The organism is Pedobacter sp. ASV28, from assembly GCF_016428855.1.
GTDB lineage: Bacteria > Bacteroidota > Bacteroidia > Sphingobacteriales > Sphingobacteriaceae > Pedobacter.
In genome coordinates this window covers 1-10,632 of sequence record NZ_JAELTN010000103.1, presented here as the reverse complement: position 1 = coordinate 10,632, position 10,632 = coordinate 1, and the positions used below count along the sequence as shown (strand labels likewise).

12 protein-coding genes and 2 pseudogenes are annotated in these 10,632 nt (G+C 43.3%); 10 read left to right on the top strand and 4 right to left on the bottom strand.

What is annotated here, in order from left to right:
• The first annotated feature begins 159 nt into the window (after positions 1–159).
• From ccsA to JHD79_RS21830, 9 genes are all read left to right on the top strand, one after another.
• The gene (gene ccsA, locus JHD79_RS21870) at positions 160–816 is read left to right on the top strand and encodes a cytochrome c biogenesis protein CcsA (RefSeq protein ID WP_199121489.1); all 657 of its coding nucleotides are present in this window, start codon (positions 160–162) and stop codon (positions 814–816) included.
• Between the two features lie 6 nt (positions 817–822).
• Positions 823–1,041: a CcmD family protein gene (locus tag JHD79_RS21865; RefSeq protein WP_199121488.1), complete on the top strand. Its 219-nt coding sequence runs from the start codon at positions 823–825 to the stop codon at positions 1,039–1,041.
• A gap of 138 nt (positions 1,042–1,179) precedes the next feature.
• Positions 1,180–2,601, top strand: coding sequence for a Glu/Leu/Phe/Val dehydrogenase (locus JHD79_RS21860; protein WP_199121487.1), 1,422 nt, complete (start codon positions 1,180–1,182; stop codon positions 2,599–2,601).
• Between the two features lie 156 nt (positions 2,602–2,757).
• Positions 2,758–3,174: a cytochrome c maturation protein CcmE gene (locus JHD79_RS21855; protein WP_199121486.1), complete on the top strand. Its 417-nt coding sequence runs from the start codon at positions 2,758–2,760 to the stop codon at positions 3,172–3,174.
• The gene (locus JHD79_RS21850; RefSeq protein WP_199121485.1) at positions 3,174–5,642 is read left to right on the top strand and encodes a heme lyase CcmF/NrfE family subunit; all 2,469 of its coding nucleotides are present in this window, start codon (positions 3,174–3,176) and stop codon (positions 5,640–5,642) included. Before JHD79_RS21855 ends, JHD79_RS21850 begins: the two co-directional genes overlap by 1 nt.
• The gene (locus JHD79_RS21845) at positions 5,642–6,403 is read left to right on the top strand and encodes a Rossmann-like and DUF2520 domain-containing protein (RefSeq protein ID WP_199121484.1); all 762 of its coding nucleotides are present in this window, start codon (positions 5,642–5,644) and stop codon (positions 6,401–6,403) included. The genes JHD79_RS21850 and JHD79_RS21845 overlap by 1 nt, the downstream gene beginning before the upstream one ends.
• A 43-nt stretch (positions 6,404–6,446) precedes the next feature.
• The gene (locus tag JHD79_RS21840; RefSeq protein WP_199121483.1) at positions 6,447–6,779 is read left to right on the top strand and encodes a 2Fe-2S iron-sulfur cluster-binding protein; all 333 of its coding nucleotides are present in this window, start codon (positions 6,447–6,449) and stop codon (positions 6,777–6,779) included.
• Positions 6,780–6,857: 78 nt separating this feature from the next.
• Positions 6,858–7,100 carry a Fe-S cluster assembly protein IscX gene (iscX, locus tag JHD79_RS21835; protein WP_199121482.1) on the top strand — a complete coding sequence of 81 codons (243 nt, stop codon included), beginning with the start codon at positions 6,858–6,860 and terminating at the stop codon, positions 7,098–7,100.
• 60 nt (positions 7,101–7,160) lie between these two features.
• Complete coding sequence (locus tag JHD79_RS21830; protein ID WP_199121481.1) at positions 7,161–7,685, top strand: HAD family hydrolase; 525 nt, start codon at positions 7,161–7,163, stop codon at positions 7,683–7,685.
• Positions 7,686–8,017: 332 nt separating this feature from the next.
• Here the strand turns inward: JHD79_RS21830 and JHD79_RS21825 are convergent, their stop codons facing one another.
• The 3 genes and pseudogenes from JHD79_RS21825 to JHD79_RS23250 form a co-directional block, all read right to left on the bottom strand.
• Positions 8,018–8,905 (bottom strand): type IX secretion system membrane protein PorP/SprF, encoded by an 888-nt coding sequence (locus tag JHD79_RS21825; RefSeq protein ID WP_233164833.1) that lies wholly within the window; start codon positions 8,903–8,905, stop codon positions 8,018–8,020.
• Positions 8,906–9,023: 118 nt separating this feature from the next.
• The gene (locus JHD79_RS22885; protein ID WP_233164832.1) at positions 9,024–9,782 is read right to left on the bottom strand and encodes a gliding motility-associated C-terminal domain-containing protein; all 759 of its coding nucleotides are present in this window, start codon (positions 9,780–9,782) and stop codon (positions 9,024–9,026) included.
• A gap of 18 nt (positions 9,783–9,800) precedes the next feature.
• Positions 9,801–10,439 (bottom strand): annotated as a pseudogene (locus tag JHD79_RS23250) (YDG domain-containing protein); the annotation flags it as partial.
• Here JHD79_RS23250 and JHD79_RS22880 point away from each other — a divergent pair.
• Positions 10,402–10,548, top strand: coding sequence for a hypothetical protein (locus JHD79_RS22880; RefSeq protein ID WP_233164831.1), 147 nt, complete (start codon positions 10,402–10,404; stop codon positions 10,546–10,548). The pseudogene JHD79_RS23250 and the gene JHD79_RS22880 sit on opposite strands and share 38 nt — an antisense overlap.
• Positions 10,549–10,574: 26 nt before the next feature.
• On the opposite strand, the pseudogene JHD79_RS23245 reads toward JHD79_RS22880, so the two are convergent.
• Positions 10,575–10,632: pseudogene (locus tag JHD79_RS23245) on the bottom strand (hypothetical protein); the annotation flags it as partial.

Sequence of the window (10,632 nt, the reverse complement as noted above, 5' to 3'; positions counted from 1 at the left end):
GGTTCGTTCATCAACTGGCATGATGGCACATACATCATCTTCTCCTATTTCCGTAAACTCAATCCCCAATAATGCACCAATGTGATTTTTGGACCTGCTATTCAACATCTCAGGCGTAAACACTAACCCTCCCATAACTCTGAAATAATTAAATTATATATGCGTAAAAACTGGTGGAAAATATTGGCATCTGTCTTGGTGATTTATACGGCTATTGCGGGTCTGTTATTGAACGTTCCCAGATTGGCCATCCTAAATGAGAGTATCAGAAATTTATATTTTCATGTCCCCATGTGGTTTGCCATGATCGTACTGTTCACCATCTCTGTATTCTACAGCATTAAGTCGCTAAGCAGCCAAAGTGAAGTTGATGACCTTAAAGCCGTTGAAAGTGCCAATGCAGGCATCATTTTTGGACTACTAGGACTGATTACCGGTGCGGTATGGGCAAAATTTACCTGGGGCCAATTTTGGAGTTTTGATCCTAAACAAAATTTTGCAGCTATTTCTATCCTGCTTTACTTTGCTTACTTCATTTTACGCAATGCCATAGACGAAGAGCAAAAAAGGGCAAAAATAGCGGCCATATACAATATTTTTGCTTTCCCTATGATGGTGGTACTACTTTTTGTTCTTCCCCGACTGCAAGACTCGCTCCATCCTGGCAATGGTGGTAATCCTGGTTTTAACAGCTACGACCTCGATAGTAAAATGAGAGCGGTATTTTATCCTGCCTGCCTAGGCTGGATAATTATTGGCTACTGGGTTTACACCATCCGTTTAAGAATAAAAACATTAGAAAATAAACAACTTTAAATCTTCATGAAAAAGATTGCCTCTATATTCATCCTGCTATTTGCTGCACTAAATTTGTTTGCCCAGAACAATGATATTGAAATGGCCGATGCGCTTCGTCAAAATGGAAAAATTTACATTGTGGTTATTTGTATTGTCATTATTTTGGCCGGTCTATTATTCTATCTTTTCACCCTGGACAAAAGATTAAAAATGTTAGAAAAAAAATCTGGCGGCAAAAACTAATTTTAAACACAACAGGTACATTTTTTTAAGCGCCTGAGCTATAGTGTTGAGCATACACTAAGCAAAATATTCTTGGAATAGTGGTTTATTTTACTGCAATTTTGCACCCGTAAAAGCATAAAACCAAAATTTATAAAAATGGCTAGTACAGCAAACGAAACAAGTTTTTTCAGCGATGTATGTAAAAACTTTGACAGCGCTGCCAGATTTACCTCACATCCTGAAGGTTTATTGGCACAGATTAAAGCATGTAACAGTGTATACCGTTTTCAGTTCCCCATCCGTAGAGGAAACGGATTTGAAGTAATTGACGCTTGGCGAGTAGAGCATTCCCATCACATGAGCCCTACCAAAGGGGGTATTCGTTACAGTGATATGGTGAACGAAGATGAGGTAATGGCATTGGCGGCCTTAATGACCTACAAATGTGCCATTGTAAACGTGCCTTTCGGTGGTGCAAAAGGCGGTATCTGCATTAATCCCAAGAATTATACCGTAGCAGAACTAGAGACCATCACCCGTCGTTACACGACCGAATTGATCAAAAAGAATTTTATTGGGCCTGGTATTGATGTGCCAGCTCCTGATTATGGTTCAGGCGAACGTGAAATGAGCTGGATTGCCGATACCTATATGACCATGAACCCTGGCTCTTTAGATGCGTTGGGCTGTGTTACCGGTAAACCTATTGCCTTACATGGTATACGCGGACGTAAGGAAGCAACAGGACGTGGTGTTGCCTATGCCATCCGTGAGTGTGTTAGCCATGCTGACGACATGAACAAGCTAGGCCTAAAGGCTGGGTTAGCAGACAAGAAAATTATCGTGCAGGGCTTAGGTAATGTAGGTTACCATTCTGCCAAATTCCTTGCTGAATTTGGAGGAACTATAGTAGGTGTATGCGAATACGAAGGCGCCATCTACAATGCCAACGGGCTTAACATAGATGAAATTTTTGCACACCGTAAGAATACAGGTTCTATTCTTGGCTTCCCTGGTGCAACCGAATTTAAAAATTCATTGGAAGGCCTGGAGCAAGCATGCGACATTTTAGTTCCTGCTGCATTAGAAAATCAAATTACAGAAGCCAACATCCGAAATATCAAAGCCAAAATCATTGCAGAAGGTGCCAATGGTCCTTGTACGCCAGAAGCTGAAGAGATTTTCACCGAAATGGGCGGCATGATCATTCCAGATATGTATTGCAATGCTGGTGGTGTTACCGTTTCCTATTTTGAATGGTTAAAAAATCTATCACACGTTGCTTTTGGACGTATGGAAAACCGTTATGCAGAAAATTCCAATGCCAACCTGATCAACACCTTGGAAAGCTTGACAGGAAAAACCATTCCTGCCGAACATAGACTTATGATCGTAAAGGGAGCTTCAGAGCTTGAATTGGTAAATTCAGGTCTGGAAGACACCATGATCCATTCTTATCGCGAGATTAGGGAAACATGGATAAACAAACCAGAAGTTAAAACTTTAAGAACTGCTGCATTTGTTAATTCTATCGACAAAATTGCGGTTTCTTACATGAATTTAGGTGTTTGGCCATAAGAACTGTTCTAAATAACAAAGAAAGCCCCGTATTTAACCGTACGGGGCTTTTTTATTTATCAATTAATTGTCACGATATAGAATACTGGCGGGGCGTAATACCTTAGCTAGCATAGTTTTTCTATCTTTGTTTGCTGTATTTTAAATCAACACCAAATGAGAAAAAGTGCTATTATCGGTTTAATTACTATTGCCATTTGTATTGGCTTTTTGGTAAGCTTGAATGCAGATACCGACTCTTATTCAAATTTCGAACAAGCTTCTTCTTCAAAAAAGGAAGAGCATGTAATGGGACATTGGGAAAAAAGTAAAGGTATGTATTATGATGCCATAAAAGATCCCAACCATTTTGCTTTTTACATGAAAGATGAAAAAGGAAAGGTAAACAAAGTGGTACTTAATGGTTCCAAACCTCAAGATTTTGAACGTTCAGAGAAATTGGTTTTAATAGGCAAAATGGAGAACAATACATTTTATGCCTCTAAGATCTTAATGAAGTGCCCTTCTAAATATAACGATAACTTGGTAGAAGTTGAAAAAGACGGCCAGGTAAAACAATATAAGAAATCTTAATGGATATACAGTTTATTGGAGAAAACCTCCTTCCTGGCAAAATTGGCCAATTTTTCATTGTGCTTTCCTTTGGGGCATCTTTACTTTCTACCATCGCTTATTTTTTTGCCACAAAAAACAAAAACCTCGAAGACAAATCTTGGACCAGACTGGGAAGAGTTGGTTTTTGGATTAATACCTTAAGTATTATAGGTATTGGCACCACCCTTTTTTATCTTATCCTAAACCACTATAACGAATATTATTATGTATGGTCTCACTCTTCTAAAGAGCTGCCGGTATACTATATTGTTTCTGCTTTTTGGGAAGGACAAGAAGGTAGTTTCTGGCTATGGGCCTTTTGGCAATCCCTATTAGGTGTCATCTTAATTTGGAAAGCCAAATCGTGGGAAAATGGCGTAATGACCGTTGTTGCATTCTCTCAAGCCTTTTTAACTTCTATGCTTTTAGGCGTTGAGATTTTGGGTGCCAGAATTGGTTCTTCTCCATTTATTTTATTGAGAGATGCCATTAATTTGAAGGAAATGGTACCTATTTTCTCCGATCTGGAGAACTACAAAAACTACCTGACCTTTATTACCGATGGCAAAGGTTTAAATCCTTTGCTGCAAAACTATTGGATGGTGATACACCCTCCTACCCTATTTCTTGGGTTTGCCAGCATGATCGTTCCATTTGCCTATGCCATTGCGGCGCTTTGGCAAAAAAGATATAAAGAATGGGTAAAACCCGTGCTACCATGGGTCTCTTTTGCCGTAATGATCTTGGGTACAGGCATTATCATGGGCTCTTTCTGGGCATATGAGGCCTTAAACTTTGGCGGTTTCTGGGCTTGGGATCCTGTTGAAAATGCATCCATTATTCCATGGCTAACTTTGATCGGTGGCCTACATGTGATCATTGCCTATAAGAATACTGGCCATGCCTATTTCACTGCAATAGCACTTGTCTTGATCAGTTTTATCCTTGTATTATATGCCTCTTTTTTAACCAGAAGTGGAATTCTTGGAGAAACCTCTGTACACTCTTTTACAGATTTGGGTATGTTCTGGCAATTAGTAATCTATATTTTCGCCTTCTTGGCCGTTTCAATATTCTTTATTGTGTTAAGGTGGAAAGAGCTGCCAATTACACATAAAGACGAGGAAACTTATTCTAGGGAATTCTGGATGTTCATAGGCGCCTTAGTGGTCACTGTATCTTGTATCCACATTATATTTGCAACTTCAGTGCCTGTATTTAATGCGGCATTTGGGACAAATTATGCCCCAATTAAAGATGCCGTAAAATTTTACAACCAATGGCAGGCACCTTTTGCCGTATTGATTACCTTAATTTCAGGTTTTTCACAATTTCTCAGATATAAAAGGACAGACCCCCGAAAATTCTACAGCAGCCTAATTTCTTCTGTTGTATTTGCTTTGATCATTACCGGCGGATTTGCATGGCTAACAGGCATTTACACCAACCTGATGTATATTATATTAACTTTCAGCTGCATTTTTGCCATTTTGTCCAATGCCCGTTTGTTAACCAATGTATTTGTAGGTAAAAATAATAAAATGGCAGGTTCGGCCGTCGCCCATATTGGATTTGCTATTTTGTTGATAGGTGCATTGGTTGCTGCTGCCACCAGTAACCCTATCTCTATTAATGAAACCAATTTTATCCCCGTTAAAGATTTTGAAAAGGCGGCCAAACCTGGTGAAAACATTATGCTCTATAAGAATGAGCCTAAAAAGATGGGCAAATATACCGTTACCTATATCAGCGATACCACCATACAGCCCAATACCTTCTATAAGCTTAATTTTAGGATTATAGATGAAGCTACCGGTAAAGTAAAAGAAGATTTCACTTTAAACCCAAGCATACAGGAGAATGGGAAAATGGGTTTAATTGCTTCCCCAGATACCAAACATTACCTTACGAAAGATATTTACACACACATTACCAGCGCTGCCCAAAAGAAAGAGGAACATGCCGATCATGAAGGGCACAGCGAAGAAGAGAACTATAAAGCGCCACGTATTGTAACCTTAAAAATTGGGGATACTGTACACACCAGCAGTGGTGTACTTACCGTAAAATCGCTAAACAAACAGCCTGTAGTAAGAGACTTAAAAATTGAAAAGGAAGATCTGGCTGTAAGCTTACCTCTAGAAATCAATGTTAGCGGGAAAGTTTATCATGTAGAACCATTGTTCCTTATCAAAGGCCATAACACTTTCGATTTTGCCCGCAAAATTGATGAATTGGGACTAAGAATCCGTTTTACCAAGATCATACCAGACCAAGATAAATTTGAAATTCAAATATTCGAAAAACCTCAACAAGCAAAAGATTGGTTGGTTTTCAAGTCCATTGAATTCCCTTATATCAATTTATATTGGATAGGTACGGTTGTTATGGTTGTAGGTTTCTTAATTTCTATTTTTAGGAGAAAAAAAGAACTGAAAACAGCATAATGAAAATATCAATCATAGGTTCGGGAAATGTGGCCACACATATTGCCAAGGCCCTCAACTTGGCAGGAGTGGAAATTGCACAAATCTGGTCCTTTCATTATGAGAATGCACAAATACTGGCCAAATTGGTCAATGCTAAAGCTGTTAAAGAACTAAATGACCTAAATTCTGGAAGTGATATCTGCATCATTGCCGTTAAGGATGATGCCATACCAGCTATTGTGTACCAATTAAAAGATTATAAGGGACTATTAGCCCATACCTCAGGAGCAGTAGACCTTGGGGTGTTTGAGGGGCACACTTCAGACTATGGTGTATTTTATCCTTTACAAACTTTTTCCAAGCAGAAAGAACTAGATTTCTCAAAAGTACCTCTTTGTTTAGAAGCGAAGAATGCTAATGTCCTAAAAGAACTTAGCGCATTAGCAAGCTTATTAAGCAAGAACATTTACGAGATTGACAGTGAAAAACGGAAAATCCTACATCTATCGGCAGTTTTTGCCTGTAATTTCACCAATCACCTTTATGTGCTCGCACAACAAATACTAGCCCATTATGAAATAGATTTTGACATCATAAGGCCTTTAATTGAAGAAACTGCACATAAAGTACAAACGGCCCTACCTTTAAATGTACAGACAGGCCCTGCCATAAGGAATGATCAACAGACCTTGGCTAAACATGAAGCGTTGTTGCAGGAAATGCCACAGCTATTAGAAATATATAGAATATTAAGTGAGAGCATTAAAAAAAACAGATAATGCTGTTATTTTGGTTTAAGCTACTTACTTTTGTAATTGAATTATGAGTATTTTCAAATTAAAAATAAATTTCGAAGAAGAAGGAAAAAGCCCCATTGAACTTCCAATCGCCACTGGCGAAGATGTTTTGGATGTAGTATTAGACAACGGCATTGAGCTGCAACATAATTGTGGTGGTGTTTGCGGATGCAGTACCTGCCATATTTACGTAAACAAGGGCATGGACAATATCCAGGAGATTTCCGAAAAAGAAGAAGACTTTATTGATCGTGCAGTTAGGCCGAAGATTACCTCTCGTTTAGCCTGTCAATGTGTAGTTTTAGATGGAGATTTAGAGATTACCATTCCCGATCAATCAGGATTTTTAGGACATTAAAATTTACGAATTACGATTTTAGATTTACAATTGAGTTGGCAATTTACAATTAACCGACACAAGCATTACAATAACAACATGAACAACGATAAATTTGCCCTTCCTATACATTGGAAAGATTATGAAGATATTGCATTAGAACTTTATGAAAAGTTTGGCGATGAATTTGATGAAGCTAAAATATACAGAATCAGATTTACTGAACTTGTTGAATGGGTATTGGAACTTCCCAACTTTAAGGGAACTAGGGAAGAGTGCAACGAAGGCCATTTAGAGCAGATCCAATCGGCCTGGGTTTATGAATGGAGAGATAACCAGTAATGTTACGAGTAACCAGTTATGGGTTTAGACTTATAGCTCGTAACCTATAGCCTTTTAAAAATGCTACAAAACCTAAAAAATATAACCACTTTCGTTTTTGACGTAGATGGTGTATTGACCAACGGAACGGTGATTGCTACAGAAAGTGGCGAGCTGCTCCGTTCTTTTAACATTAAGGATGGTTATGCACTACAATTGGCAGCCAAAAAAGGTTATCACATCTGTATTATTTCCGGAGGTAAAGGCATAGCCATGCACAAGCGTTTTGAAAGTTTGGGCGTTGCTGATGTTTTTTTAGGGGTTAGCGATAAAGTAGAGATTTTCAACAATTACCTTCAACAAAAAGGCATTAACCTTGACCAAGTACTTTACATGGGCGACGACATTCCTGATTTGGAAGTGATGAAACTTGTAGGTATTGCGACTTGTCCCTCAGATGCTGTTGAAGAAATTAAAGCCATCAGTCATTATATTTCTCCCAAAAAAGGTGGCGAAGCTGCTGTTAGGGATGTCATTGAAAAAGTACTTAAAGTACAGCATAGCTGGCATGGAAGTACCCCTTCCGCAGCAGAGGCTAGTAAATAGCAATTCGTTTCTAGCTCACCATTCATGCTATCGCCTTGCACAACTCGATAGGGCATCGTAATGCAATAGTAGCTTTCATTAAGGTTTGCAACTACCTTTCCCAATCCCTCCTCTCTCCCCCCAAGGGAGAGAAACCACACAGCGGAGAGAGAGTCTTAGCTTGCTGTACCTTCCATCATATCGTTATCCCGACCAAGCGCAGTAGCCGCGAAGCAAATTTATTTCGAGATCGTAATGCTTTAGGATTCCCCCTGCGCGGGAAGGACGTGCGGTGAATGCCAGCAGCGGGATGTCTGCTACCATCCTCCCTGCATTTACTGTCACTGTGAAACCTATTTCCCCAACCTTATGCCCAGTCCCAGTTCAAAGCTGCCGTTGGCATAACTGCCCAGTGCCGAGGTCTGGGTGGTGTAGGTGGCCATCACACGGTATTTCCCTTTCAGATCCATGCCAAGACCAAAAGTGGCACTTTTGCTGCTGTGGTACAGCACGCTGAGCATCAGCTGCCCGTCCTCGAACCAAAAGGCGGCACCGGCATCGACCACGCTGTCGAAGCCCTTCACCCCTCTGTAGGCCACCTTGGGCTCCAATTGCATATTTTGGTCGGTTGTGAGGTCGAGCCTATAGCCCGCCGCGGCATAAAAGGTGGCCACATCCACCAGTCCGTTGCCGCGGTTGGACCTGAGCAGCCTGTCCAGGTTGGGTAGTGCGGCCTCCAGTCTGAAGCCGTTGTAGGTATAGGCGATGCCAAAGTCTCCGTCAAGATAGGCCTCACGGTCATTGTAGCGCTGTGCCGAAAGGTCATCGGGACGCCCTTGGACATCCTCCAGTGACAAACGCTGCTGCGAAATGCCCACCGACAGCCCGAAGTGCAGTGCCTGCCCGGTAGAAATCGGCAGATGGTAGGCATAGCTGGCCAGTGCCCTCAACTGGCGCTGCAGCCCCGCCCTGTCCAGGTAGAGGTTGATGCCCCAGCCCGTACGGTTTTTGCCGTAGCCAAGGGTTAGCGCCTGCTGCTCGGGCGCACCGGGAATTTTGGTCCACTGGCTCCTGTAGCCCAGTGATACCTCCAGTCCCTGGTTGACACCAGCCATGGCAGGATTGGCCAGATAGGGGTTCTGGAAATACTGTGCCGACATTGGCCCCAGCTGTGCACCGGCCCGTAGCGCAATGAGCACCATCGCCAGGGCTAGGATATGCGTATATAGGTTTCTTTTCATTTTCTTTAGTGGTTAGTTATTAGTGGCTAATGGTCAGTAGCTCATTATCATTGGCACTAAAACATTTCAACATTTTAACTTTACAACATTTAAACTTTCACTTTCAGCTTCCCTCCTCCTACCTGTCCCTCACCAAAGTGATATAGCCCCTCAGCACCTTTCCCGCTTCTAGGTCGATGATATAGTAGTAGGTGCTTTCCGCAAGCGGCTGTCCGTTATAGGTACCGTCCCAGCTGTTGTCGTATCCCTTTCTGGTGTAAACGATCCTTCCCGCCCTGTCGAAGATGCGCACCACCGCTTGTGGGTACATGTCAATGTTGGCCACCTTCCAGACGTCGTTCACTCCATCGCCGTTGGGGCTCAGGATGTTGGTTGCCCTCAGGATGGAAAGGTCATCGACAACAGTTATGGCATAGCTTGCCGTGCTGCTACAGCCGTTGGCATTGGCCACCGTTACCGTGTAGGTGGTGCTGGTGGTCGGCCTTATGGTAAGCACCGCACTGTTCTGTCCAGAGATGATGCCCTGTGCACTGGCCCAGCTGTAGCTGTTTCCACCCGTGGCACTGAGCTGCAGGGTAAGTCCCCTGCCAATGGCCCCCTGCCCGCTGGGGGTGATGGTTATATTTGGCAGTGCATCCACCCTTAGGGTACCGCCGGCATACACCAGGGTGTAATTGGCACTGCTGCCGCCCGATACGGTAATGGGGTAACTGCCCGCAGCGCTTGATGCGGTGGCACTGGTGGCCACCTGTGGCCTGCCTGCAAGGCTGTTCTCGTTATCACTGAACCTGAAGCCGCTATAGCTGAGGGCAAAGCTAGGATTAGCCTGTCCAAGGCACCTTGAGGCATTAACTGCCGTTACAGTCAGCCTTGCCATGTTGATGGTCAGGATGGCCCCGGTGAACACAAGGGTGTAGTTTGTTCCCGCCGATAGGGTCCCCTGCGTGATGGGATAACTGTTCACGTTCTCTCCGGCGGTCCTGCCAGGGCTGCCGCCAATAGCGTCCGTGCCTATCAGTCCCGTTGGGACATAGGTGAGGGCGGGATCGACATCGCCGTAAGTCTTTGTCTTGGCCTGCGCCACGATGTTGAGGGTGGCGGGTGTGATGGCCGCAGTGGTGGTAGCCGTGGTGCCAAGGGTATAGTTACCAGCATCCGCTCCCGATAGGCCGATGCCCGAAATGGAAACCGTCTTGCCGCTGCCCACATTCTTGTTGTCAAAACTGGCTGTAGTATAGTTCAGGGAGATCGCATCGCCCGCAAAACCGTTGTGTGACAGGGTCACGGTGGCGTCCATGCTGCCGTTGTATGTCCTGTTGTTCCCCGTGGCCGAAACTATCAGGGCAAATGGCGTAATGTCGGCAGTGGTACTGGCAGTGGTGTTAAAAGTGTAATTGCCCGCATCTGTTCCCGACAGACTGATGCCCGAAACCGAAACAGGCTTGCCGTTAGCTACGGTCTTGCTGTTGAACGTAGCGGAGGTATAGGCTAGGGTAATGTTATCGCCAGAAAGGGCATTGCTGCTAAGGGCCACCGTAGCATTGCTGGTCGCATCGTACACCTTGTTGCTTCCAGTAGCGGAAACCATCAGGGCAAATGACGTAATGTCGGCAGTGGTACTGGCAGTGGTGTTAAATGTATAGTTGGTCGCATCGGTTCCCGAAAGGCTGATGCCCGAAACCGAAACAGGCTTGCCGTTGGCTACGGTCTTGCTGTTGAACGTAGCG

What these genes read in the sequence shown, in the direction of transcription:
- JHD79_RS21845 (WP_199121484.1), top strand. Translation starts at nt 5,642, where the DNA reads ATGAAAATATCAATCATAGGTTCGGGAAATGTGGCCACACATATTGCC.
- JHD79_RS21865 (WP_199121488.1), top strand. Translation starts at nt 823, where the DNA reads ATGAAAAAGATTGCCTCTATATTCATCCTGCTATTTGCTGCACTAAAT.
- ccsA (WP_199121489.1), top strand. Translation starts at nt 160, where the DNA reads ATGCGTAAAAACTGGTGGAAAATATTGGCATCTGTCTTGGTGATTTAT.
- iscX (WP_199121482.1), top strand. Translation starts at nt 6,858, where the DNA reads ATGAACAACGATAAATTTGCCCTTCCTATACATTGGAAAGATTATGAA.
- JHD79_RS21830 (WP_199121481.1), top strand. Translation starts at nt 7,161, where the DNA reads ATGCTACAAAACCTAAAAAATATAACCACTTTCGTTTTTGACGTAGAT.
- JHD79_RS21850 (WP_199121485.1), top strand. Translation starts at nt 3,174, where the DNA reads ATGGATATACAGTTTATTGGAGAAAACCTCCTTCCTGGCAAAATTGGC.
- JHD79_RS21840 (WP_199121483.1), top strand. Translation starts at nt 6,447, where the DNA reads ATGAGTATTTTCAAATTAAAAATAAATTTCGAAGAAGAAGGAAAAAGC.
- JHD79_RS21855 (WP_199121486.1), top strand. Translation starts at nt 2,758, where the DNA reads ATGAGAAAAAGTGCTATTATCGGTTTAATTACTATTGCCATTTGTATT.
- JHD79_RS21860 (WP_199121487.1), top strand. Translation starts at nt 1,180, where the DNA reads ATGGCTAGTACAGCAAACGAAACAAGTTTTTTCAGCGATGTATGTAAA.
- JHD79_RS21825 (WP_233164833.1), bottom strand. Translation starts at nt 8,905, where the DNA reads ATGAAAAGAAACCTATATACGCATATCCTAGCCCTGGCGATGGTGCTC.
- JHD79_RS22880 (WP_233164831.1), top strand. Translation starts at nt 10,402, where the DNA reads ATGTTATCGCCAGAAAGGGCATTGCTGCTAAGGGCCACCGTAGCATTG.
- JHD79_RS22885 (WP_233164832.1), bottom strand. Translation starts at nt 9,782, where the DNA reads ATGGCAAGGCTGACTGTAACGGCAGTTAATGCCTCAAGGTGCCTTGGA.